Raw genomic sequence first — 21,618 nt, forward strand, 5'->3', positions numbered from 1 at the left:
CGGAAGGTCACGAGTCGGCCGCCTTCCGCTTCACCGCGGGCCCGGTCTCCGGCGCGGCCGGCCGGGCCGGCTCCGGAACGCCGGCCCTGGCCGCCGCGGCGGCGCGGCGGCGCTCCTCCAGCACCCGGTGGTGGTCGTAGCGCTCGGCGGGCGGCTCCTCGCCGCGCAGCTCGCCGAGCAGCCCGGCGATCGCCGTCATGATGTCGTCGGTCGCGGCCCGCAGCGTCTCCCTGCTGAGCGGCAGCCCCGCGTACTCCGACAGGTCCACGGGCGGTCCGGCGATCACCCGCATCGTCTTGCGGGGCAGCGGGTGGAACCCCTTCTTCAGGCTCCCCGCGAGGCCCTTCTGCTCGCCCTTCTTGTACGGCATCAGCTCGTGCGCGCCCCAGCTCGCCACCGGGACGACCTTCGCGCCGGTCTTCAGCGCCATCCGGGCGACGCCCGTCTGGCCGGTCATGGGCCACAGCTCGGGGTCACGGGTGCAGCTGCCCTCCGGGTAGAACATCAGGCATTCGCCGTCCACCAGCGCCTTCTCCGCGTCCTTGAGGGCCTCTGCCGCGTCGGCGCGGTCGCGGTACACGGGGATCTGGCCGGTGCCGCGCAGCACGGCGCCGATGAACCGCACGTCGAACAGCGTCGACTTGGCCAGGTAGACCGGATAGCGGCCCGACTCGTAGACGAAGTGGGCGAGCGCGAGGGGGTCGGACTCGGAGATGTGGTTGGCGGCGATGATGACGCCGCCCTTCCCGGGTACGTTGCCCCGGCCCCGCCAGTCGCGTTTCAGGAGCCCGAACAGCAGCGGGCGCAGGATGACGATCGTGAGCTTCCGCCAGCCCGGCGAGTACCCGTGGCTCATGCCCGTCCCCTCCTCATTCCGTCCCCTCCTCGGTTCATCCCCCGGATGAACATGGGGTGTCCTCAAGTGTCGCGGTTGCGTGCGCATAGTGTCGAGTTGCCATGTCTACATCAGCACGGCCCGCCGCGGCGCACGGCGGGCCTCATCTCCACTGGTCGCTCGTCGTCCCGGTCAAGGTCCTGGCCAGGGCCAAGACCCGGATGGCCGCCGCGGCGGGCCCCCACCGGGAGGCGCTCGCGCTGGCGGTGGCGGCCGACACGGTCGCCGCGGCGCTGCGCTGCACCCGGGTCCGCGACGTGATCGTTGTCACCGACGATCCCCTTCCGGCGGCCGACCTCGCCGCCCTCGGCGCCCGCATCGTGCCCGACGTGCCGGACGCGGGCCTGAACCCGGCGCTGGTGTACGGCGCCGGCCGGGGGCGCGAGCTGTCCCCGGACGCGGGCGTCGGCGCGCTGTCGGCAGACCTGCCCGCTCTGCGGCCGGATGAACTCGCCCGCGTCCTCGACGCCGCCGCGGCCGAGCCCGAGGCGTTCGTGCCGGACGCGGCGGGCATCGGCACGACCCTCTACACGGCCCGCCCCGGCGTCGCGTTCGCCCCGGCGTTCGGCGGCGGCTCCCGCGCGGCGCACCGCTCCCGCGGCGCCGCGGAGATCCTTCTGCCCGCCACCGACAGCGTACGCCGCGACGTCGACACCCCGGAGGACCTCCGCGCCGCGCTCGCGCTCGGCACCGGCCCCCGCACCGCCGAGGTCGCGGCGCGCCTGCCGTCGCTGGCCTAGAGTTCCCCCATGCAGGCGACGGTGAAGGCGTTCGACGCGGAGACCCGGTCGGGGAGCGTGCTGCTCGACGACGGGACGGAGCTGGCGTTCGACGCGGACGCGTTCGCGGCGGGCGGGCTGCGGCTGCTGCGCTTCGGGCAGCGGGTGCGGCTGGCCGTCGCGGAGGACGGGCGGGTCTCGGCGATCACGCTGTCGACGTTCCCGCTGCCGTCCTGAACGCGACAGCGCCCGGGACCTCGCGGTCCCGGGCGCTGTCGCGGTGAGGCTACTTCTTGCCGGCCACCAGGTTCTTGAAGTCGGCGCCGGCCTTGAACTTCGGCACGGACGTCGCGGGAACCTCGATGGTCTTGCCCGTTGCGGGGTTGCGGGCCGTACGGGCAGGCCGGTCGGCCTTCTCGAACGAACCGAACCCGGTGATCGCGACCTTGTCGCCCTTGGCGACGGCGGTCTGGATCGCCTCCAGGATCGCGTCGACGGCCTCGGCTGCGGCCTTCTTGCTGCCCAGCCGGTCAGAGATGGCGTCGACCAGCTCACGCTTGTTCATGGGTTACTCCTCTAGTTCCCCCCTTGCCCGACCGAAACTAAGGGACCTGCGGCATGGACACAATCACCTGCACACAGAAGTTGGCGTGTCGCTGGCGTTTTTGTCGGCCTCGCCCCTGTCTCGCCGGGTGACCGGACCAGATCCGGCCACTGCGCACGCTAACCGACGTCGGGCCCCTCGTGGAAATCGGCGAGGAACCCCTCCAGCCTGCGCGCCGCCAGTCCGGCGTCCCGTTTCGCCAGATCGGTGATCGCCAGCAGGTGCCGGATGAGCCGCTGCCGGGTCTCCGGCGGAAGCGGCGCGACGGCCTTGTGAGCGTCACGCAACTGCCGCGCGAGCTGGGTCAACGCGGGATCGTCCCACTTAGGCCCCGCCCACGGAAGGGCACTCAATTCCATTCCCCCAAACGCTCGGCGAGCATGTCACTACAGGAAATTGTCCCTGGTGCCCATACCGCTCCACACGTCCGGGGGTGCATCAAGCGTGGCCCATGCCGCCCGGCGGCTGGATGCGCGGGGCGGCACGGGCCATGTCGACGATCACCGCTCACGGGAAGCGGCATGTTTCCGCTGGTCAGCGGCTTGTTTCAGGGACGCGGCCGGCAGGCCGCCACCTGAGTCGCGCCGTCAGACCGTGGTGGGGAGCCAGGGGCGGCGGGATTCCTCGTAGGTGCCGATGTCCTCGGCGTGGCGGAGGGTGAGGCCGATGTCGTCCAGGCCCTCCATGAGACGCCAGCGGGTGTAGTCGTCGATGTCGAAGGCCGCGACGACGTCCGCGTAGCGGACCTCGCGCTTGTCGAGGTCGACGGTGATCTCCAGGGTGGGGTCCTTCTCGACGCGGGCCTGGAGGTCCTCGACCTGGTCGCCGGTCAGGATGACGGGCAGCAGGCCCATCTTGGTGGAGTTGTTGCGGAAGATGTCGCCGAAGCGCGGCGCGATGATGACGCGGAACCCGTACTGCTGCAGGGCCCAGACGGCGTGCTCGCGGGACGAGCCGGTGCCGAAGTCGGGCCCGGCGACCAGGATGCCGGCGCCGTCGTACTGGGGCTGGTTCAGGACGAACCCGGGGTCCTCGCGCCAGGCGGAGAACAGGCCCTTGTCGAACCCGGTGCGGCTGACCTGCTTCAGCCAGACGGCCGGGATGATCTGGTCGGTGTCGACGTTGCTGCGGCGCAGCGGGACCGCGCGCCCGGTGTAGGTGGTGAACGCTTCCATCGTGGTTCCTTAGAGGTCGGCAGGGGCGGTCAGGCGGCCGGTGACGGCGGTCGCGGCGGCGACGGCGGGCGACACCAGGTGGGTGCGGCCGCCGGGGCCCTGCCGGCCCTCGAAGTTGCGGTTGGACGTGGACGCGCTGCGCTCGCCGGGCGTGAGCTTGTCGGGGTTCATCGCCAGGCACATGGAGCAGCCGGCCTCGCGCCATTCGGCGCCGGAGGCGGCGATGACCTCGTCGAGGCCCTCCCCCTCGGCCTGCTTCTTGACCTTCATGGAGCCGGGGACGACCAGCATGCGGACGCCGTCGGCGACCTTGCGGCCCCGCAGCACGCCGGCGACGGCGCGGAGGTCCTCGATGCGGCCGTTGGTGCAGGACCCGACGAAGACGGTGTCGACCGCGATCTCGCGCAGCGGCGTCCCGGCGGTGAGGCCCATGTAGTCCAGGGCGCGCTCGGCGGCCTGGCGCTGGACGGGGTCGGCGAACGAGGCCGGGTCGGGCACGGAGCCGCCGAGCGGCAGTCCCTGGCCGGGGTTGGTGCCCCAGGTGACGAACGGGGTCAGCTCGGCCGCGTCGATCACGACCTCGGTGTCGAAGACCGCGTCGTCGTCGGTGCGCAGGGACGTCCAGTACTCGACGGCCCGGTCCCAGTCGGCGCCCCGCGGGGCATGCGGGCGGCCCTTGAGGTAGGCGAAGGTGGTCTCGTCCGGGGCGATCATCCCGGCGCGGGCGCCGGCCTCGATGGACATGTTGCAGACCGTCATGCGGCCCTCCATCGACAGGGAGCGGATCGCCTCGCCGCGGTACTCGATGATGTGGCCCTGGCCGCCGCCGGTGCCGATGCGGGCGATGATCGCGAGGATCAGGTCCTTCGCGGTGACGCCCTCCGGCAGCGCGCCGTTCACGGTGACGGCCATCGTCTTCGGCTGGACCTGCGGCAGCGTCTGGGTGGCGAGGACGTGCTCGACCTCGCTGGTGCCGATCCCGAACGCCAGGGCGCCGAACGCGCCGTGGGTGGAGGTGTGCGAGTCGCCGCAGACGACGGTCATGCCGGGCTGGGTGAGGCCGAGCTGCGGGCCGATGACGTGCACGATGCCCTGGCCCTCGTCGCCCATCGGGTGCAGCCGGATCCCGAAGTCGGAGCAGTTCTTGCGCAGCGTCTCGACCTGGGTGCGCGACACCGGGTCGGCGATGGGCTTGAGCAGGTCCGTCGTCGGGACGTTGTGGTCCTCGGTGGCGATGGTCAGGTCGGGGCGGCGGACCTCGCGGCCGGTCATCCGCAGCCCGTCGAACGCCTGCGGGCTCGTCACCTCGTGGACGAGGTGCAGGTCGATGTAGAGGAGGTCCGGCTCACCTTCGGCACGCCGTACGACGTGCGCGTCGTAGACCTTCTCGGCCAGTGTTCGGCCCATCACTCCCACCTCACCTGTCATGATCGGCGGCGTCCGGTGCTCGCCCGGCGCGCCGTGGTCTCGGTCACCTCGACTTGCAATCTCATATTACGAGACGGCAATATCAAGACATGGACAACTCTAGCGGAGTCGGCGTACTTGACAAAGCCGTTCTCGTTCTGAATGCGCTGGAGGCCGGCCCGGCCTCGCTCGCCCAGCTCGTCCAGACCACCGGGCTGGCCCGCCCCACGGCGCACCGGCTGGCCGTCGCGCTGGAGCACCACCGCCTCGTGCACCGGGACACCCAGGGCCGCTTCATCCTCGGGCCGCGGCTCGCCGAGCTGGCCGTCGCCGCCGGCGAGGACCGCCTCCTCGCGATCGCCCAGCCCATCCTGGCCCAGCTGCGCGACCTCACCGGCGAGAGCGCCTCCCTGTTCCGCCGCCAGGGGGACGTCAGGGTATGCGTCGCCGCGGCCGAGCGGACCAGCGGCCTGCGCGACACCATCCCGGTCGGCGCCGCGCTGCCGATGACGGCGGGCTCGGCCGCGCAGATCCTGCTGGCCTGGGAGGAGCCCGACCGGCTGCACCGGGGGCTGCGCAACGCCAAGTTCGAGGCGACGACGCTGGCGTCCGTCCGGCGGCGCGGCTGGGCGCAGAGCGTCGGGGAGCGCGAGCAGGGCGTCGGGTCGGTGTCGGCTCCGATCCGCGGCGCGGGCGGGCGGGTGATCGCCGCCGTCTCGGTGTCCGGGCCCCTCGAGCGCCTGACGCGCTCCCCCGGGCGCCTGCACGCCGCCCCCGTGGCCGCCGCCGCCGAGAAGATCTCCGAGGGGATGCGCCGCACCGCCTCCTGACCCCCCGAACATAGAGTCGGCGAATGGACGAATCCCGGCTGCGCGACCGGCTCGCGGACCTCACCCTCCAGGAGAAGGTCCACCTGCTCACCGGTGACGGATTCTGGACCCTGCGCCCCATCCCCCGGATCGGGTTGCGGGGTCTCGTCATGTCGGACGGGCCGTCCGGCGTGCGGGGCACGGCCTGGGACGAGCGGAGCACGAGCCTGCTGTTCCCGAACCCGACGGCGCTCGCCGCGGCGTGGGATCCCGGACTCGCGGAGCGGATCGGGCGGCTGAACGGCGCGCAGGCGCGCGACAAGGGCGTGCACGTCCAGCTCGCGCCGACGGTCAACCTGCACCGGACGCCGCTGGGCGGACGGCACTTCGAGAACTACTCCGAGGACCCGCTGCTCACTGCGCGCATCGGCGCCGCGTTCGTGCGCGGGGTCCAGTCGGCGGGCGTCGCGGCGGCGGTGAAGCACTTCGTCGGCAACGACTCCGAGACCGCCCGCATGTCCTACGACGCGCGCATCGGCGGGGACGCCCTGGGCGAGGTGTACCTGCGCCCGTTCGAGGAGGCCGTGAAGGCGGGCGCGTGGGCGGTGATGGCCGCGTACAACAAGGTCAACGGCACGTCCATGACGGAGAACCGCGAGCTGCTGACCGGCGTGCTGAAGGAGCGCTGGGGGTTCGACGGCGTCCTGGTCTCCGACTGGACGGCGATCCGCTCCACCGAGGCGAGTGCCGAAGCGGGCATGGACGTGGAGATGCCGGGCCTGCCCACCAGCCCGTGGCGGGACAGGCTCGTCGACGCCGTCCGCGCGGGAAGGGTCGCCGAGGAGCTGATCGACGACAAGGTGCTGCGCGTCCTGCGGCTGGCCGCGCGGGTGGGCGCGCTCGACGGCCTTCCCGGCCCGGCGCCGGTGAGCGCGGGGTGCGGCTGGAGTTCTTCGGGGCCGGCGGCGCCCTGATCGAGTCGCAGCACCGCAGGGCGGCGCATTTCGTCTTCCTCGGCGGGATCCCCGGGGGCACCGCCCGGATCGTCGCCCGGACCCTGATGGCGCCGGCCGAGGACGGCGTCCACACGTTCGCGATCGCGGGCGCCGGCGAGTACGAGCTGCGCGTTGGCGAGACCCTGGCGGCGGTGACGCCGGATCCCGGCCACGGCGATCCGGTGGAGGCGCTGCTGCGTCCGCCCGAGCACCGGATCGAGGTCGAGCTGAAGGCGGGCACGGCCGTTCCGGTCGAGTTGCGCTGCACCCACGCGCCCGGACGGTTCGGGACGGCGTTCGGTATCGGCCACCACGCCCCGCACCTGGACGAGGACGACGCGCTCGCCGCCGCGGTGGCCGCCGCCCGCGACGCCGAGGCCGCCGTCGTGGTCGTCGGGACGAACGACGACGTGGAGAGCGAGGGCTTCGACCGCACGACCCTCGCCCTGCCCGGCCGCCAGGACGAGCTGGTCTCCGCCGTCGCCGCCGCCAATCCGCGCACCATCGTGGTGGTGAACGCGGGCGCGCCGGTGCTGATGCCCTGGCGGGAGGAGGTCGCCGCCGTGCTGTGGGCGTGGCTGCCGGGCCAGGAGGGCGGCGACGCGGTCGCGGACGTCCTCACCGGCGCGGCCGAGCCGGGCGGGCGGCTGCCCACCACGTTCCCCGCGTCGCACGACGGCGTCCTGTCGCCGGTACCGGCCGAGGACGGGACGCTGCCCTATGCCGAGGGCACCGCGATCGGCTACCGGCATTACGCGCCCGGCCAGGTCGCGTACCCGTTCGGGCACGGGCTCGGCTACACGACCTGGGAGTACGTGTCGGTCGCGGTCTCGGGCGATGCGGCCGAGGTGACCGTCCGCAACACCGGGAGCCGGGCCGGGCGCGAGGTCGTCCAGTGCTACGCCGTCGCGGACGGGACGGTCCGGCTCGCGGGCTTCGCCGCCGCCGAGGCCGCCCCCGGCGACGCAGTCACGGTCCGGGTCGCGCTGGACGAGCGGGCCCCCGTCCCGTGCGTGCTCTGGGCGGGCCGGTCGGTCACCGACCTTCGAATCAGCACAACTCGGACAGACATTGGATAGTGCCGGTATCCAATCCCCCGCCCTCGCTACCGTTGGCCCCCGGTGGAGGGGGTTCGACGGTGCAGATCTCCGAGCTCAGCGATCGGAGCGGGCTGACGGTTCAGACGATCAAGTTCTACATCCGGGAGGGCCTGCTCCCCAAGGGCTCGGCGGTGAGCGCGACCCGCTCGGAGTACGACGGCCGGCACCTGGAGCGGCTGCGGCTGATCAACGCGCTGCGCGAGGTCGGTGACCTGCCGGTCGCGGCGATCCAGCGGATCATCGAGGCCGTCGAGGACGACCGGGTCGGCCTGCACGACCTGTTCGCCACCGCCCGGCACGCGATCGGCCCGCACGTCGCGGCGCCGCACGACCCGCACTGGCGCGCCGCCCGCGAGGACGTCGACGCCCTCGTCCTCGAACTCGGCTGGACCGTCGGCGCGGACGCCCCGGCCCGCGACCTGCTCGCGCACACCTTCACGGCGCTGCGCCGCCTCGGCTACCCGATCACGCTCAAGGACCTGCGGCCCTACGTGCGGGCCGCCGCCGGCGTCGCCGAGCACGAGATCGGCCGGGTCGCGGGCGGGGCGCCGCGCGGCCGGGCCGCCCACGCGCTGCTCGTCTCGACCGTCCTCTACGAGCAGGTCCTCACGGCCCTGCACCGGCTGGCCCAGGAGGACGCCTCGGCCCGCCGCTTCGGCGCCGGCTGACCCCGCCACCAGGCATTCCCGAGATAATCAATCGGAATTGGCATTCATGGGCGACATTAAGGCATTAAGTTTCATCGCCTAATATGAATGGCGATGACCGCGACAGAGGGCCGCAACCCGGGCGGCAGGTGGACCGACCGCCTGCTCGCCGAGGGCAGCGATCCCGATCCCCGCTTCACGCTCGCCAACGAGCGCACGTTCCTGGCCTGGATCCGGACGGCGCTGGCGCTCATCGCGGGCGGCATCGGCGTCGCGCTCGCCGGCGACTTCGTCGGGCCGGTGCTGCGGCACGGCCTCGCGGTCGTGTTCGCCGCGACCGGCGCGCTCGTCGCCGCGCTCGCGTTCCGCCGCTGGCTGCGCACCGAGCGGGCGCTGCGCCGCGAGGAGACGCTGCCGCCGCCCGTGCTCGCACCGGTCATGGCCTACGGCATCGCGATCGCCTCGATCGTCCTGCTGGTCGCCATCCTGGTCACCCAGTGAAGCCCGGCCGTCCGGGCGGGCTCGGGGACCGCGGGGCGCAGCCGGAGCGGACGGCGCTCGCCTGGTCGCGCACCACCCTCTCGCTGATCGTCGCGGGGCTGCTGTGCGTGCGGTTCGCGCCCTCGGCGCCCGGCGCGGCCACCGCGGCGGCGGTCGTCTGCGGCGGCGCCGCGCTGCTGCTGCGCCGCAGCCGGGCCGGCCTGCGCGCCCGGCGGCACCAGGTCCCCGCCGGGCGCGGCGCCGCCGACCCGGTCTCCGTCCTGCTCATGACGGGCCTCGCGCTGCTCCTCGCCGCGGTGACGCTCCTCTTCGCCTTCTGAGACCCATGCGCGTCTCGCATGCCTGCCGTGCGAACTCTTCGCTGGTGTCATGGCTGTACGGCGCTTAACGTCGATTCCGCCATGACAAGAATCGCTTTTCTCGGACTGGGGCGCATGGGCGCCCCCATGGCCGGGCGGCTCCTGGCCGCCGGTCATGACGTATCCGTATGGAACCGGACACCCGGCAGGGCCGCACCGCTCGCGGGGGCCGGCGCCGCCGTGCACGCCACGCCCGCAGAGGCCGCCGCGGGCCGCGACCTGGTGATCACCATGCTCACCGACGCGGACGCCGTCGAGGACGTCCTGTTCGGGCCCGGCGGCGGGGGCGGCGCCGTCCGGGCGCTGGAGCCCGGCGCCGTGATCGCCGACATGTCCACGATCGGCCCGGACGCCGTACGCCGCGTCCGGGACCGGCTGCCCGCGGGCATCGGCCACGTCGACGCGCCCGTCTCCGGGAGCGTCCCGCAGGCGGAGGCGGGCGAACTGGTGATCCTCGCCGGCGCCGCGGACGCCGACCTGGCGCGCTGCGCGGCCGCGTTCGAGGCGCTCGGAACCGTCCGGCACGTCGGCCCGCCCGGCTCCGGCGCCGCGCTGAAGGTGGTGGTCAACAGCGTGCTCGTCGGCAACGTCGCCGTCCTCGGCGAGGCGCTCGCCATCGCCGACCGGCTCGGCGTCGACACCGGCCTCGCCCTGGACGCCCTGTCCCGCACCAGCCCGCAGGCCCGGCGGCTGCTGGACGGCGCCGGCCCGCCCCGCTTCACCCTCGCCCTCGCCGCCAAGGACCTCGCCCTCGCCCTCGGCGGTTCCGGGCGACCGGGCGTCCTCTCGGCCGTCCGGTCCCGGACGGAGAGCGCGCTCGCCGCCGGGCTCGCCTCCGAAGACCTCACCGCACTCGCAGACCACATCAGGAGAACCGCACACATGCGCGTCACCCTCGGCAACCCGGCGACCGTCCCCGCGCCGCCGAACCCCGCCTACTCCCACACCGCGTACGTCACGCAGGGGCCGATGCTGTACGTGTCGGGGCAGATCGCGCTGGACGAGAACGGCGAGGTGGACGCCCCCGGCGACATGACCCGCCAGTCGGAGGTCGTGATGTCGCTGCTCGAACGCATCCTCGCCGCGCACGGCGCGGGCTTCGGCGACGTCGTCGGCATCCGCTCGTTCCTCACCGACATCGACCTGCGCGCCGAGTACGGGGCCGTCCGGGCGCGGTACTTCACCGGCGCGCCGCCGACCAGCACGACCGTCGAGGTGCCCCGCCTCTTCCACCCGGACGCCCTGCTCGAGGTCGAGATCGTCGCCGCGGTCCCCTGACCGCTAGGGCCGCAGGTCCCCGGCCGCCTCCCGCAGGTCCGCGAGGAACGCGGTGGCGGCCGGGGACCTGCGCGCGTGCCGGCCCACCGCCGCGTAGACGGAGCGGCGCGGCCCGCGGCCCGACGCCACCGCGCGCAGCACGACGCCGTCCCGCGCGAGGGCGGTGGCCGCGAGCGCGGGCACGAGCGTCACGCCGAACCCCGCCGCGACCAGGCCCAGCTTGGAGATCCACTCGGCGACCCGCAGCGGCGTCTGCGGGACGAACCCGGCCGCCTCGCACCGGGCGCGCAGCGCGGCGACCGCCTCCGGGTCGTCGGCCACGATCCACGGCTCGTCCGCAAGCTCGCGCAGCGGGACGCGGTCGCGCCCGGCGAGCCGGTGCCCGGCCGGCAGCGCGACCAGCAGCGCGTCGTCCAGCAGCGCCACCAGGTTCTCGGCGTCGATCGACGGATGCTTGTGCGTACTGACCAGCGCGATGTCGAGGTCTCCCGCCTCCAGCATCGGCAGCAGCCGCTCGGTCGTCCCCTCGCGCAGCACCGCCCGCACACCCGGGTGCCGCTCCCGGAAGCGGGCGAGGGCGCGCGGCACGAGCGCGGCGTTGGCGGTCGGGAACGCGCCGATCCGCAGCGTCCCGGTGTCGAGGCGGCGCAGCCCGTCGAGGGCGCGGGCGGTGTCGGCGAGCCGGTCGAGGAGGGCGCGGGCGTGCGGCAGCAGGTACTCCCCCGCCGGGGTCGGCCGGACGCCGCGGGCGCCGCGCGCGAACAGCTCGACGCCGCAGACGTCCTCCAGCGCCGCGATCTGCCGGGAGACCGCCGACTGCGTGTAGCCGCCGGCGGCCGCGGCGGCGGTGAACGAACCGAGTTCGGCGACGGCGACGAACGTCCGCAGCAGTACCGGATCGAGGGCCTCAGCGCGCATCCTGTGAAGGATACGAGGCCGCCGCGATGCCGGGGTGATCCATCGGCTTGGTACCCTTCTGCCCTCACCCTCCGTCATCCCCGCAGGTCCGCGCCGAGGTCGCCCCATGTCCGAGAGCCGTCCGTTCGTCAGCCTGGCGACCGATTTCGGCGCCGCCTACACCGCCATCTGCGCCGGCGTCGTGTCCAGGATCGCGCCGGCGGCGAACGTGCTCGTGCTGAGCGACGAGATCACCCCGTTCGACGTGCGCGAGGGCGCGATGCTGCTGCGGCAGGCGCTCCCCTACCTCCCGGTCGGCGTCCACACCGGGATCGTCGACCCCGGCGTCGGCACGCCGCGCCGCCCGGTCGCGGTCGAGACCGGGCGCGGGGACCTGCTCGTCGGCCCCGACAACGGGCTGCTCGTCCCGGCCGCCGAGAAGCTCGGCGGCGTCGTCCGGGCGCACGCGCTGGAGAACCCCGCCTACCGGCTGCCGGAGGTGTCGACGTCCTTCCACGGCCGCGACATCTTCTCCCCCGCCGCCGCGCACCTCGCGAACGGCCTCGACGCGGCCGAGCTCGGCGCGCCGGTCGAACTCCTCCCGCTGGACCTCCCGGCCCCGGTGGCCGGCGAGGGCGAGCTGACCGCCCCGGTCCTCTACACCGACCGGTTCGGCAGCCTGGTCCTCGGCGCCGAGCCCGCCGACCTCGCCGCCGCGTTCGGCGAGCTCGCGCCCGGCACCCCGCTGGACGCCGCCTGGACCGTTCCCGAACCCGGCTCGGCACGCCTCACGTTCGAGGAGACCTTCGGCGCCGTCGCACCCGGCGAGCCGCTGCTGTGGGTCGACTCGTCCGGCTGGCTCGGCCTCGCCGTCAACCAGGGCTCGGCCACCGACGCCCTCGGCCTGGCGGGCGTGCGGACCCTCACCCTGCGCGCCGCCACCCCCCGCCTCTGACCAGGAGAAGCCCGCTGCAGGCACTCGTGAACCGCCGCCGCCCGTCGGCCGTCCTGACCGGACCGGCCGCCCTCGCCGTCACCGCCTGCGCCCCGTAGGAGGTCGACGCCGCCGCCTGTAGGAGACTGGTCGCCGTGGAGGATCTCGACGTGGTGGCGTGGGTGCAGGTGTCGGACGGCCGCATGCTCGCCGTCCGTTCTCGCGGGCGTGACCTGCTCTACCTGCCGGGCGGCAAGCGGGAGCCGGGCGAGGACGACTGGTCGGCCCTGTCCCGCGAGGTCCGGGAGGAGCTCGATCTGGAGCTCGACCGGCCGTCCTTCCGGGAGCTGGGCGTCGTCCGGGCGCCCGCCCATGACCAGCCCGCCTTCACCCATGTCCGCATGGCGTGCTTCACCGCCTCCTACCGCGGCGCCATGACGGCCGCCGGGGAGGTCGACGAATTCGTCTACGTGGGACGCGGGGACCGGCGTCTGCTCGCGCCCGCGGCCCGGGCGGCGCTCGACCTCGCCGGGGAGCACGGCCTGCTCACGTCGTGAGCGCGAGGCCGCTGCCGATCCCGAGGGCCAGCGAGAACAGCGCGGCGGCGACGGCCACCGCGCGGGCGCCGGCGGCCGGGCGGGACGGTCCGTCCGGCCGCCGGAACAGCGGGACGATCCAGCGCAGGTAGTAGAAGACGCTCGCGACCGAGTTCACGGCGGCGACCACGGCGAGCCAGCCGTAGCCGCCGTCCAGGGCCGCGCCGAACATCAGGACCTTCCCGACGAACACGGCGGTCGGCGGGGTGCCGACGAAGCCGAGCAGGCAGACGACCAGCGACAGCCCGAGCAGCGGGGAGCCGCGCATCAGCCCGGCGTACCCGGCGAGGTCGTCGCGCCCGTGGGCGAGGACGACCGCGAAGGCGCCCAGGTTCGTCACCGCGTAGGCGGCGACGTAGTACAGCAGCGCGGGCTCGGCGAGGCCGGTGCGTCCGGCCATCGTGACCGGGACGAGCAGGTAGCCCGCCTGACTGACGGTCGAGTAGGCCAGCAGGCGCCGGACGTTGTCCTGCCCGAACGCGGCGAGGTTGCCGAGCGTCATCGTGACCGCCGCGACGACGGCCACGAGCGCCGCCCATCCGGCGGCGCCCGGCGGGAGCGCCTCGGCGGCGAACCGGTAGAGGGCGGCGAACGCCCCGATCTTCGGGACGGTCGTGACGAACGCGGCGATGGCGGGCGGGGCGCCCTCGGTGACGTCCGGTACCCAGAAGTGGCCGGGGACGGCGCCCGCCTTGAACAGCAGCCCGGCGAGCAGCGCGACGACGCCGACGGCGACGGCCGCCGGCGGGGCGCCGGACAGCCCGGCGCGCAGCACCGGGTAGTCGGTGCCGCGCCCCACCCCGAACAGCAGCGTGACCCCCGCGAGCATGAAGACACCGAGCAGCGCGCTCATGAGGTAGTACTTCAGCGCGGCCTCGGTGCCGGGCGCGTCCTTGGCGAAACCGGCGAGGGCGTAGGCGGGGATGCTCGCCAGCAGGTACGCCGCGACCAGCACCAGCAGGTCGGAGGCGGCGCCCAGCACGATCGCGCCGAGCGCCGCCAGCAGGATCAGGACGTAGTGCTCGCTCTCCCGGGGATGGTCGCGCACCCGACCGGCGGCCAGGACCAGTACGCCGAGGGTCGCGCCGAGCACCGTGATCCGGGTGACGTGCGTGATCGGGTCGAGAGCGAGCGAGTCGAACACCGTCAGGTCGGCGCGGGTCGCGGCGACGCCGGCGACGGCCAGTCCGGCGACGAGCCCGGCCGCGCAGACCACCGCGACGCGCCACTGCCGCTCGCGGGGCAGGAAGAGCCCGTTGACCAGGCCGAGGACGGCGGCGATCAGCACGCACAGTTCGGGTGCGAGGTCGGCGGGGTTCTCGCTGGTCACCGTCCCGGGTCACCGTCCCACGAGCGCGACGACGGCCGCCGACAGCGGCTCGATCGTGTCGAGCAGGCCGCGCGGCGCGACGCCGATGAGCAGCGACAGGAGCAGCAGCGGGACGAGCGCGGCGAGTTCGGGCCGCCGCACGTCGGTGACCCGCCCGGTCAGCTCGCCGGGCGGGCCGAGCACGGCCCGGTGCAGGACGCGCAGGAACAGCGCCGCGGTGATCAGGATCCCGAGGACGGCGAGCGCGCCGGTCACGGCGGCGGCCGCCGTGCCGCTCCCGATCGTCCCGGCGAAGATCTGGAACTCGGCGATGAACCCGGACAGGCCGGGCAGCCCGAGCGATGCGAACGCCGCCACCGCGATCAGCCCCGCGAACACGGGCGCGCCGCGCGCGATGCCGCCGAACCGCCGGAGGTCGTAGCTCCCGGCCCGGTCGTGCAGGACCCCGCACAGCAGGAACAGCGCGCCGGTGACGAGCCCGTGGCTGACCATCTGCGTCACCGCGCCGGTCACCGCGAGCCGCCGCGCGCCCGCGTCGCCGGAGGCGTACCCGGCCGCGCCCAGCGCGAGGACGATGTAGCCCATGTGGTTCACCGACGTGTAGGCGACGAGACGCTTGACGTCGTCCTGCGCGAGCGCGACCAGCGCCCCGTACAGGACGCCGACCAGGCCGGCGATCAGGAAGACGAGCGCGTAGCGGCGCCAGGCGTCCGGCAGCATCGGCATGGCGATCCGGACGAGCCCGTACGTGCCCATCTTCAGCATCACGCCCGCGAGGATCGCCGACCCGGCGGCGGGAGCGTCGGTGTGCGCGGGCGGCAGCCAGGTGTGGAACGGGACGACGGGCGTCTTGATGCCGAGGCCGATCCCGACGGCGAGGAGTGTCAGCCCGGCGAGGCCGCCGTGCAGCGGCGGGCTGCGGGTGAGGTCGACCATGTCGAACGTGTGCGGGTCGGCGCCCAGGTAGAGGCCGATGAACCCCAGCAGCAGGACGAGTGACCCGAGGAAGGTGTAGAGGAAGAACTTCAGCGCCGACCTCGACCGGTCGCCGTGCCCCCACAGCAGGATCACGAAGTACATGCCGACGATCGACAGGTCGAAGAACACGAAGAACAGGAGGAGGTCGAGGGCCGCGAACAGGCCGAGGCACACGGCCTCCAGGAAGAGGAACAGCATCGCGAACGCCCGCACCCGGTGCGTCTGCCTCAGCGAGTACACGGCGCAGGCGGCGAACAGCACGGCGGTGAGGGTGATGAGCGGCAGCGAGAGGCCGTCGACGCCGACGTGGTAACCGGCCCGGACGGACGGGATCCACCGGACGTCCGTCTCGTAGGAGATCCCGGCGCCCGTCCCGTGCGCGGCCCACATCCAGGCGGCGAGGGCGGTCTCGGCGAGGGTGACGGCGATCCACGTCCACGGCACCGCGCGGCGCGGGACGGCCGGCAGCGCGGCGGCGACGGCGAGCGGCAGGAAGATCACGATCGTCAGCATCGGCTCACCCCGCCAGCACGGCGATGACGGCGAGCACCGCGAGCACCACGGCGGCCTGGGCGAAGTAGATGTGGACCTGCCCGGTCTGCGGAGACCGGGCCAACGCCGCGAGCCGCTGGGCGGCCCGGCCGACCCCGCCGACCAGGCCGTCCACCCGGATCTCGATCCGGCGCCCGGTCAGGCCCGCCGCCCACCGGCCGCCGCGCGCGACGCCCCGGACGGCACCGTCCACGACCCGGTCGTCGAACCGGGCCAGCGCCCGCGCGACGGCGAACGCCGGGCGCACCACGGCGGCGTCGGCCGCCCGCTCCAGGTACAGCCACTCCGCCGCCCACGCGGGCGACGGCACCCGCCGGGCGATCCGGACCGCGCCGACCGTGACCACCGCCAAGGCTCCGGAGAGGACGGTCAGCCAGACCGCGGGCCCGCCCTCGCGCGGCGCCCCGAGCATCTCGCGCCAGGCTTCGGCGACCGGGGGAAGGCCGAGCACGCCGAGCCCGGCCGCCGCGAAGGCCAGCACGACCAGCGGCACCTGACCGACGAGGGGCACCCGCACGGCCGCCCCCTCGGCGGGACGGAACACCGCGAACAGGGCCTTCGCCGCATAGGCGGCCGACAGCACGGAGGCCGCGAGCCCCACCGCGAGCAGGGCGGCCGGGCGGCCGGCCAGCACCTCGTCCTTCGTCACCCACAGCGACAGGGGCGGGACGCCCGCCAGCGCGAGCGCCCCCGCCCCGAACGCGGCGCCGGCGACCCGGTGCCGCCGGGCCGCGCCCCGCAACTCGTCCAGCCGCTGGGTTCCGAGGACGCTCACCCAGGCGCCCGCGCACAGGAACAGCAGGCTCTTCACCGCCGCGTGCGCGACAAGCTGGGCCGTCCCGCCGGCCACCGAGCCCGCACCGGCGCCGAGCACCATGAGGCCGATCTGCGCGCAGGTGGACGCGGCGAGAAGCTGCTTGAGGTCGCGCTGCGCCAGCGCGACCGCCCCCATGACCAGGGCGGTGACCGCGCCCGTCCAGGCGACGAGCGCGTCGGCCCAGCCGGTCGCGGCCAGCAGCGGATGCACGCGCGTCAGCAGGTACGCGCCGGCGGCGACCATCGTCGCCGAATGCAGCAGCGCCGACACCGTGCTGGGACCCGACATGGCCCGCGCCAACCAGAACGAGAACGGGAGCTGCGCCGACTTGCCCAGCGCGGACAGCACGATCCCGGCAGCGATCAGGTCCCGCCAGGGGGTGTCGGCGTCCGCCAGCGCGTCGAGGCGCAGCGAGTGCGCACCGGCGAGGGCGAACCCGGCGGCCGCGTAGAGCCCCATGTCGGCGGCGCGGGTCGTCAGGAACGCGACGTCCGCCGACCGGACCCGTTCCGCGTCCGACCACACATAGCCGATGAGCGCGTACGACATCGCACCCATGACCTCCCAGCCCATCAGCAGCATGACCAGGTCCGTCGCGGTGACCGTGACCGCCATCGCCGCCGCGAACAGCAGCATCAGCCCGTAGAAGCGGACGCGGTACCGCTCGCCCGCCGCGAAGGCGAGCACCGCAGCCAGGGCGACGGCCAGGGTCACGAGCAGGACGGCGGACAACCCGTCCACCGCGAGCCCGCCCAGCCGAAGACTCATCCGCGCAGATCTCCCGCGTCATCGGTCATATCGACGTCACGGGCCCGGAACAGCGCGGTGACGACGGCGAAGCCCATCGCCATCTCCAGCGCCATCACGGTGATCGCGACGAGCACGAGGACCTGCCCGTCCGGCATGCCGGGCGACACCCAGAACCAGAACCCGGCCGCCGCGGCCACCACACCGTTGATCATGAGTTCGAGGCCCATCATCAGCATCACGACCGACTGCTGGGACAGCGCGCCGAACAGCCCCACGCAGAACAGCGCGGCGCCGAGCAGCAGGAACGTCTCAAGCGCCATCGCCGTACCGCCCCCGGTGGGTGGCCAGCACCACGGTCGCGATCATGGTGGCCAGGATCGCGATCCCGATCACCATCATGACCGGCATCTTCGGCCCCATGATCGACTCGCCGAGCGCGAACGTCGGATCGCGCGGCGGGCGCCCGGCGCGCTCGGGCCACGGAACCGCGAAGATCCCCGCCGCCAGCGCCGCGAACAGCCCGCCGGAGATGGCGAGCGCGCCGCGCCGGTTGTGCACCATCGACATCGGCATCAGCCCGGCCGGGTTCATCATGTACATGACCATGAAGACCGCCATCACCAGCATCTCCATGATCATCATCAGGATCACCAGCACGCCCAGGTAGTGCAGGTCGATGAGCAGCAGCTCCGCCCCGACGCACAGGAAGGACGCGAGCAGCGAGAACGTGGCCCGCGCCATCGAGTCCACGATGAAGACCGCGGCGCCGAACCCGACCGCGGCGATGGCGAGCACCCAGAACGCGGCGTCCTCCACGGTTCCCCTCCCTCAGACGACGACGATCCCGACGACGAGCATCTGCAGCAGCACGACGGGGATCAGCACCGTCCACGCCGCCGCCATGAAACGGTCCATGCGCAGCACCGGCATCCGGCCGCGCGTCCACACGAGCAGCGCCAGGACGGCGCACGTCTTCAGCAGCGACCACAGCCATCCCGGCAGCAGCGGCCCGGCCCCGCCGCCGAGGAACAGCGGGACGGCGACGGCCGCCGCCACCGCGAGCAGCCCGTACCGTCCGGCCAGGAAGACGAGCCGGTCGGGCCCGGACAGCTCGGCGATCGCGCCCCCGGCCAGGTCGGCGCCCACGGAATGGCCGAACGGGCCCCAGAACGTCATCGCGAGCGCCGAGACCAGGTAGACGGCGAACGCGACCGGCATCCAGACCGCGAACCACAGCCCGTCCTGCGCCGCCGCGATGGCCCGCAGGTCCAGGGAGTGGGCGGCGAGCGCGGCGGTGATGAGGGCGAACATGTGCGGCAGTTCGTAGGCGAGGCCCTGCGCGAGGAACCGGTACCCGCCGGCCAGCGCGTACGCCGAGTTGACCCCCCACCCCGCGAGCCACACCGACGCCCAGGCGACGACCTCCATCGCGTTGAACCAGACGACGCCGACGCTCGATCCGACCGCCGCCCGGCCGCCGAACGGCACGACCAGCGCCGCGAGCGCCGCCGCCACCGGCAGCGAGATCACGCCGATCCTGGTCAGCAGCCGGTCGGACGTCGCCGTCACGCGCCGCTGCACGGTCAGCAGCCGCACCGCCTCCTGGAACGGCGCGGCGGGGCGTCCGGCCAACGCCCCGCCGAGCGTCGCCGCAGCGACCGCCAGCACGCCGAGGACGACGACCTCAACCATCGTTCGCCCCGAGGTCCGGATCGAGGCTCGCCACGATCAGCCGCGCCTCGGCCAGCCCCGCCCCTTCGAGCAGCGAGGGGAGCACGTCGAGCGGTTCTCCCGGCCTTGCGCCGGCTCCCTCGATCTCCCGGAGCCACCCCTCGACCCGCTGCCACACGTCACCGACGCCCCGTGTCATCCAGCGCAGTCCGGGCGACCGGCGAACCCTCCGCACGAACGGCTCGAACCGCGCCGCAGGCGCGCCGTCCAGGGCCTCGTCGCGCAGCACCGCTGCCCGCTCGCCCGCCTTCTCCCAGCCGGCGACGCGCAGGAACCGCGAGAGGCTGTCGAGCCGGGCCGCCGTCCGGCGATCGCCGGTCCAGAAGGTCGCGTCGGCGCGGTCGACGGCGGAGACCTCCGCGGCCTGGACGACGTCCCCCTGCATCGTCAGATCGACGCGCAGCCCGGCGGGCCAGTACGGCAGCACGGGGCCGAGCGGCACGTGCAGGACGTCCAGCCGCAGCCCGTCCCGGTCATCGGCCCGGTCGGCCATGCCGGCGTCGAGTTCCAGTGCGGGACGCTCGCCGCCGACGACGGGACCGTCCAAGCCCCGGACCCGAGGCTCCGGCATGTCCCGCCACACGGTCTCGACGGCCTCCGCCAGCGCCGCCCCGGGATTCCCGCAGACGACGAGCATCCCGGTCTCGGCGGGCGACAGCGCGGGACGCCACCGGCGGCGGCGCAGTTCGGCCTCGACCGCGAGCCTGTCCCGCGTCCCGTCGGCTGCCGCCACGACGAACGGGCGCGGGTCGCGTCTCAGGCCCACCGCAGCGCCCCCTCCCGCCACGCGTAGAGGACGCCGACCAGCAGCAGCCCCAGGAAGGCGAACATCTCCACGACGGCCTTCACACCGATCGACGCCACGACGAGCGCCCACGGATACATGAAGACCATCTCCATGTCGAAGGCGAGGAACACCATCGACACCGCGTACCAGCGCACATGGAACCGGGACAGGGCGTGCTCGGCCGGACGGGCCCCCGACAGGAACGGCCCGGACTCGAACGCCCGCGGCGCGACCGCGAACGACACCGCGTAGACGGCCGCGATCAGCGCCGCGACCAGCCCCAGCACCGACAGGACGACGACGTACGGCGGCATGGCGGCTCCCGGCGGGGCGGCTGGACGGCTAGTCCGCCCCTACCTGATCAGGACATCGCCGAAACATCCCCCAACCGGAGATGTCGCGCGGCGGCGCCGCCGGTGGCCCCCGGCCGGCCGTCCTGGCCTGCGTGTCCGGCTAGGGCCGGCGCTCCTTGTCGGCCGCCGCGGCGGCGAGGATCATCTCGTCGACGACCCAGCGTGCCCGCGGCGACAGGTCGACCAGGGCGCGCAGCACCTCCGGCCGGATGACGCCCTGCTCCACGTCCCGCTGCAGCGCCTTGATCGTCAGGTCGTCGCCGATGGGCGCGGACTCGCCCGCGAACCCGAAGAACCCGATCGGCACGCCGAAGAACGTGGCGAGCGCCGTCAGCGTCTTCAGCTGCGGGTTCTCCTGCCGCCCGGTGCGCAGCTTCCACACGGTGGTGGACGAGATGTCCTCTCCGGTGGCGCGCGCGATGGCCGCCGCCGTCTCGACGTTGTTGCGCGGCGGCTCCGCGTCCGCCGGCCACAGGTTCCGGATCAGCCACTCGACCTTCTCGGCCAGCGACGCCCCCGGCGAGATCCCCTCCGCGTGCTCGCGCATCATGCCCCTCCCCATGTCAGTGATTTTAGTTGACCACAGGTGCGCTCGTCAGCCAAGGACACGCGGCCTTCCGGACGTCGTGGCGCGACCTGCGGCTTCGCGCACCGCCCGGATGCCTCCGACTGCCCACCCGTCCGGAAAAGGGATGGTCAAAAGAGCCTTTCACCTCGTAGAGTGCATCGTCTTTTCGTCACAGGCCCGGACCGATGAGGAGAGTGACCGGTGGATCCTGCGCGCGTCGGCGATTCGAGCGGTGCGGCCCTGCGCGTCCGTTACCGCGACCACGGCGTGGCGTTCAACGTGCTCCTCATAACCGTGATCCTCGGCAGCCGGTTCTTTCACGGGCCGACCACCGAGGTGTCCCTCTCATCGGCGATCTGGCTGGCCGGGACGCTGCTGCTCCTCGTCAGCGGACTGGTGATGGCCTTCCGTTCCCAGCGCGGTCTCACGCTCGATGCCGGCGGAATCACCTGGCACCAGATCGAACTGTCCATTCCCTGGTCCCAGGTGACGGGATTGGACGTCGACACGAACGTCAGAGGCGCGGGCAAACCGCATCTGATCGTGCGGGTCGCCGACCCCGCCGAAGCCCGGCGCGGGCGGCGGGGACTGGCCGGATTCATCATCCAGGGGAACACCCGGCAGTACGGCGGGCCGATCGCGGTGAAGGCCCGCCTTCTCGCGGTGCCCGCCGAGGCGGTCATCGCCACCGCCGACCGGCTGCGGCAGGCGCCCGCGGAGGCCGGCGACCGGCGGGCCCGTGCCCGCGTCGTCGCCGACCTCTGGGACACCGCCGGGCTCGCCGGATTCGCCGCCTCGCTGGCGGCGATCGTCGTCCCGATCCTGCTCTGAGGCCG

27 protein-coding genes are annotated in these 21,618 nt (G+C 73.8%); 12 read left to right on the plus strand and 15 right to left on the minus strand.

Annotation, left to right across the window (positions count from 1 at the left end):
* Window positions 1-7: 7 nt before the first annotated feature.
* The gene (locus E1284_RS03495) at window positions 8-856 is read right to left on the minus strand and encodes a lysophospholipid acyltransferase family protein (RefSeq protein WP_131936949.1); all 849 of its coding nucleotides are present in this window, start codon (window positions 854-856) and stop codon (window positions 8-10) included.
* Window positions 857-957: 101 nt separating this feature from the next.
* On the opposite strand from E1284_RS03495, the gene cofC reads away from it, so the two are divergent.
* A complete protein-coding gene (cofC, locus tag E1284_RS03500; RefSeq protein WP_131936951.1) occupies window positions 958-1,635 on the plus strand; it encodes a 2-phospho-L-lactate guanylyltransferase in 678 nt (225 codons plus the stop codon).
* Window positions 1,636-1,644: 9 nt separating this feature from the next.
* Window positions 1,645-1,851: a hypothetical protein gene (locus tag E1284_RS03505; protein ID WP_131936953.1), complete on the plus strand. Its 207-nt coding sequence runs from the start codon at window positions 1,645-1,647 to the stop codon at window positions 1,849-1,851.
* A 49-nt stretch (window positions 1,852-1,900) separates the two neighbouring features.
* On the opposite strand, the gene E1284_RS03510 is transcribed toward E1284_RS03505, so the two are convergent.
* From E1284_RS03510 to leuC, 4 genes are all read right to left on the minus strand, one after another.
* Window positions 1,901-2,179 (minus strand): HU family DNA-binding protein, encoded by a 279-nt coding sequence (locus E1284_RS03510; protein ID WP_026403810.1) that lies wholly within the window; start codon window positions 2,177-2,179, stop codon window positions 1,901-1,903.
* Window positions 2,180-2,337: 158 nt separating this feature from the next.
* Window positions 2,338-2,571 (minus strand): SCO5555 family protein, encoded by a 234-nt coding sequence (locus E1284_RS03515; RefSeq protein ID WP_481726172.1) that lies wholly within the window; start codon window positions 2,569-2,571, stop codon window positions 2,338-2,340.
* Window positions 2,572-2,805: 234 nt separating this feature from the next.
* The gene (leuD, locus tag E1284_RS03520; RefSeq protein ID WP_131936957.1) at window positions 2,806-3,393 is read right to left on the minus strand and encodes a 3-isopropylmalate dehydratase small subunit; all 588 of its coding nucleotides are present in this window, start codon (window positions 3,391-3,393) and stop codon (window positions 2,806-2,808) included.
* 9 nt (window positions 3,394-3,402) lie between these two features.
* Entirely contained in the window at window positions 3,403-4,800 is a 1,398-nt protein-coding gene (leuC, locus tag E1284_RS03525) for a 3-isopropylmalate dehydratase large subunit (protein WP_131936959.1), read from the minus strand.
* A 110-nt stretch (window positions 4,801-4,910) separates the two neighbouring features.
* Here leuC and E1284_RS03530 point away from each other — a divergent pair, with 110 nt between their 5' ends.
* The 7 genes from E1284_RS03530 (at window position 4,911) to E1284_RS03555 (ending at window position 10,489) form a co-directional block, all read left to right on the plus strand.
* The gene (locus tag E1284_RS03530; protein ID WP_131936961.1) at window positions 4,911-5,630 is read left to right on the plus strand and encodes an IclR family transcriptional regulator; all 720 of its coding nucleotides are present in this window, start codon (window positions 4,911-4,913) and stop codon (window positions 5,628-5,630) included.
* A 23-nt stretch (window positions 5,631-5,653) separates the two neighbouring features.
* Entirely contained in the window at window positions 5,654-6,583 is a 930-nt protein-coding gene (locus E1284_RS42870; protein WP_243714226.1) for a glycoside hydrolase family 3 protein, read from the plus strand.
* Window positions 6,547-7,683, plus strand: a complete 1,137-nt coding sequence (locus E1284_RS42875) for a glycoside hydrolase family 3 protein (protein WP_243714227.1) — start codon at window positions 6,547-6,549, stop codon at window positions 7,681-7,683. Before E1284_RS42870 ends, E1284_RS42875 begins: the two co-directional genes overlap by 37 nt.
* A 59-nt stretch (window positions 7,684-7,742) precedes the next feature.
* Window positions 7,743-8,372, plus strand: a complete 630-nt coding sequence (locus tag E1284_RS03540) for a MerR family transcriptional regulator (RefSeq protein ID WP_131936963.1) — start codon at window positions 7,743-7,745, stop codon at window positions 8,370-8,372.
* Window positions 8,373-8,465: 93 nt separating this feature from the next.
* A complete protein-coding gene (locus E1284_RS03545; RefSeq protein ID WP_131936965.1) occupies window positions 8,466-8,852 on the plus strand; it encodes a YidH family protein in 387 nt (128 codons plus the stop codon).
* Complete coding sequence (locus tag E1284_RS03550) at window positions 8,849-9,172, plus strand: DUF202 domain-containing protein (protein WP_131936967.1); 324 nt, start codon at window positions 8,849-8,851, stop codon at window positions 9,170-9,172. The genes E1284_RS03545 and E1284_RS03550 overlap by 4 nt, the downstream gene beginning before the upstream one ends.
* 81 nt (window positions 9,173-9,253) lie before the next feature.
* Window positions 9,254-10,489, plus strand: a complete 1,236-nt coding sequence (locus tag E1284_RS03555) for an NAD(P)-binding domain-containing protein (RefSeq protein ID WP_131936969.1) — start codon at window positions 9,254-9,256, stop codon at window positions 10,487-10,489.
* A gap of 3 nt (window positions 10,490-10,492) precedes the next feature.
* Here the strand turns inward: E1284_RS03555 and E1284_RS03560 are convergent, their stop codons facing one another.
* A complete protein-coding gene (locus E1284_RS03560) occupies window positions 10,493-11,407 on the minus strand; it encodes a LysR family transcriptional regulator (protein ID WP_131936971.1) in 915 nt (304 codons plus the stop codon).
* A gap of 106 nt (window positions 11,408-11,513) precedes the next feature.
* Here E1284_RS03560 and E1284_RS03565 point away from each other — a divergent pair, with 106 nt between their 5' ends.
* A complete protein-coding gene (locus E1284_RS03565; protein WP_131936973.1) occupies window positions 11,514-12,341 on the plus strand; it encodes an SAM hydrolase/SAM-dependent halogenase family protein in 828 nt (275 codons plus the stop codon).
* Between the two features lie 134 nt (window positions 12,342-12,475).
* A complete protein-coding gene (locus E1284_RS03570) occupies window positions 12,476-12,877 on the plus strand; it encodes an NUDIX hydrolase (RefSeq protein WP_131936975.1) in 402 nt (133 codons plus the stop codon).
* On the opposite strand, the gene E1284_RS03575 is transcribed toward E1284_RS03570, so the two are convergent.
* The 9 genes from E1284_RS03575 to E1284_RS03615 all read right to left on the minus strand — a co-directional run bounded on the left by E1284_RS03575 (window position 12,867) and on the right by E1284_RS03615 (window position 20,776).
* Window positions 12,867-14,246, minus strand: a complete 1,380-nt coding sequence (locus E1284_RS03575; protein ID WP_131936977.1) for an NADH-quinone oxidoreductase subunit N — start codon at window positions 14,244-14,246, stop codon at window positions 12,867-12,869. The two genes, E1284_RS03570 and E1284_RS03575, sit on opposite strands and share 11 nt — an antisense overlap.
* Before the next feature lie 9 nt (window positions 14,247-14,255).
* Window positions 14,256-15,737, minus strand: coding sequence for a complex I subunit 4 family protein (locus tag E1284_RS03580; RefSeq protein ID WP_131936979.1), 1,482 nt, complete (start codon window positions 15,735-15,737; stop codon window positions 14,256-14,258).
* Between the two features lie 4 nt (window positions 15,738-15,741).
* Window positions 15,742-17,361, minus strand: a complete 1,620-nt coding sequence (locus E1284_RS03585) for a proton-conducting transporter transmembrane domain-containing protein (RefSeq protein WP_131936981.1) — start codon at window positions 17,359-17,361, stop codon at window positions 15,742-15,744.
* Window positions 17,358-17,663: an NADH-quinone oxidoreductase subunit NuoK gene (nuoK, locus tag E1284_RS03590; protein ID WP_131936983.1), complete on the minus strand. Its 306-nt coding sequence runs from the start codon at window positions 17,661-17,663 to the stop codon at window positions 17,358-17,360. The genes E1284_RS03585 and nuoK overlap by 4 nt, the downstream gene beginning before the upstream one ends.
* Complete coding sequence (locus E1284_RS03595) at window positions 17,653-18,159, minus strand: NADH-quinone oxidoreductase subunit J family protein (protein ID WP_131936985.1); 507 nt, start codon at window positions 18,157-18,159, stop codon at window positions 17,653-17,655. The genes nuoK and E1284_RS03595 overlap by 11 nt, the downstream gene beginning before the upstream one ends.
* A 12-nt stretch (window positions 18,160-18,171) precedes the next feature.
* On the minus strand, window positions 18,172-19,035 hold the full coding sequence (locus E1284_RS03600) for an NADH-quinone oxidoreductase subunit H (RefSeq protein ID WP_131936987.1): 864 nt from the start codon (window positions 19,033-19,035) through the stop codon (window positions 18,172-18,174).
* Window positions 19,028-19,840 carry a hypothetical protein gene (locus E1284_RS03605; protein WP_131936989.1) on the minus strand — a complete coding sequence of 271 codons (813 nt, stop codon included), beginning with the start codon at window positions 19,838-19,840 and terminating at the stop codon, window positions 19,028-19,030. Before E1284_RS03605 ends, E1284_RS03600 begins: the two co-directional genes overlap by 8 nt.
* Entirely contained in the window at window positions 19,831-20,175 is a 345-nt protein-coding gene (locus E1284_RS03610; RefSeq protein WP_131936991.1) for an NADH-quinone oxidoreductase subunit A, read from the minus strand. The genes E1284_RS03605 and E1284_RS03610 overlap by 10 nt, the downstream gene beginning before the upstream one ends.
* Window positions 20,176-20,314: 139 nt before the next feature.
* Window positions 20,315-20,776 carry a helix-turn-helix domain-containing protein gene (locus E1284_RS03615; RefSeq protein ID WP_131936993.1) on the minus strand — a complete coding sequence of 154 codons (462 nt, stop codon included), beginning with the start codon at window positions 20,774-20,776 and terminating at the stop codon, window positions 20,315-20,317.
* Between the two features lie 207 nt (window positions 20,777-20,983).
* Here E1284_RS03615 and E1284_RS03620 point away from each other — a divergent pair, with 207 nt between their 5' ends.
* Complete coding sequence (locus E1284_RS03620; protein ID WP_131936995.1) at window positions 20,984-21,613, plus strand: hypothetical protein; 630 nt, start codon at window positions 20,984-20,986, stop codon at window positions 21,611-21,613.
* Window positions 21,614-21,618: the final 5 nt, after the last annotated feature.

Origin of the sequence: Actinomadura bangladeshensis (assembly GCF_004348335.1) — a bacterium.
Taxonomy (GTDB): domain Bacteria; phylum Actinomycetota; class Actinomycetes; order Streptosporangiales; family Streptosporangiaceae; genus Spirillospora; species Spirillospora bangladeshensis.

Excerpts from the sequence above, each read along its gene's own strand:
- E1284_RS03560 (WP_131936971.1), bottom strand. The coding sequence starts at position 11,407 with ATGCGCGCTGAGGCCCTCGATCCGGTACTGCTGCGGACGTTCGTCGCC.
- E1284_RS03615 (WP_131936993.1), bottom strand. The coding sequence starts at position 20,776 with ATGGGGAGGGGCATGATGCGCGAGCACGCGGAGGGGATCTCGCCGGGG.
- leuD (WP_131936957.1), bottom strand. The coding sequence starts at position 3,393 with ATGGAAGCGTTCACCACCTACACCGGGCGCGCGGTCCCGCTGCGCCGC.
- E1284_RS42870 (WP_243714226.1), top strand. The coding sequence starts at position 5,654 with ATGGACGAATCCCGGCTGCGCGACCGGCTCGCGGACCTCACCCTCCAG.
- E1284_RS03495 (WP_131936949.1), bottom strand. The coding sequence starts at position 856 with ATGAGCCACGGGTACTCGCCGGGCTGGCGGAAGCTCACGATCGTCATC.
- leuC (WP_131936959.1), bottom strand. The coding sequence starts at position 4,800 with ATGGGCCGAACACTGGCCGAGAAGGTCTACGACGCGCACGTCGTACGG.
- cofC (WP_131936951.1), top strand. The coding sequence starts at position 958 with ATGTCTACATCAGCACGGCCCGCCGCGGCGCACGGCGGGCCTCATCTC.
- E1284_RS03565 (WP_131936973.1), top strand. The coding sequence starts at position 11,514 with ATGTCCGAGAGCCGTCCGTTCGTCAGCCTGGCGACCGATTTCGGCGCC.
- E1284_RS03510 (WP_026403810.1), bottom strand. The coding sequence starts at position 2,179 with ATGAACAAGCGTGAGCTGGTCGACGCCATCTCTGACCGGCTGGGCAGC.
- nuoK (WP_131936983.1), bottom strand. The coding sequence starts at position 17,663 with ATGGCGCTTGAGACGTTCCTGCTGCTCGGCGCCGCGCTGTTCTGCGTG.
- E1284_RS03545 (WP_131936965.1), top strand. The coding sequence starts at position 8,466 with ATGACCGCGACAGAGGGCCGCAACCCGGGCGGCAGGTGGACCGACCGC.
- E1284_RS03580 (WP_131936979.1), bottom strand. The coding sequence starts at position 15,737 with ATGCTGACGATCGTGATCTTCCTGCCGCTCGCCGTCGCCGCCGCGCTG.
- E1284_RS03530 (WP_131936961.1), top strand. The coding sequence starts at position 4,911 with ATGGACAACTCTAGCGGAGTCGGCGTACTTGACAAAGCCGTTCTCGTT.
- E1284_RS03505 (WP_131936953.1), top strand. The coding sequence starts at position 1,645 with ATGCAGGCGACGGTGAAGGCGTTCGACGCGGAGACCCGGTCGGGGAGC.
- E1284_RS03610 (WP_131936991.1), bottom strand. The coding sequence starts at position 20,175 with ATGCCGCCGTACGTCGTCGTCCTGTCGGTGCTGGGGCTGGTCGCGGCG.
- E1284_RS03585 (WP_131936981.1), bottom strand. The coding sequence starts at position 17,361 with ATGAGTCTTCGGCTGGGCGGGCTCGCGGTGGACGGGTTGTCCGCCGTC.
- E1284_RS03600 (WP_131936987.1), bottom strand. The coding sequence starts at position 19,035 with ATGGTTGAGGTCGTCGTCCTCGGCGTGCTGGCGGTCGCTGCGGCGACG.
- E1284_RS03555 (WP_131936969.1), top strand. The coding sequence starts at position 9,254 with ATGACAAGAATCGCTTTTCTCGGACTGGGGCGCATGGGCGCCCCCATG.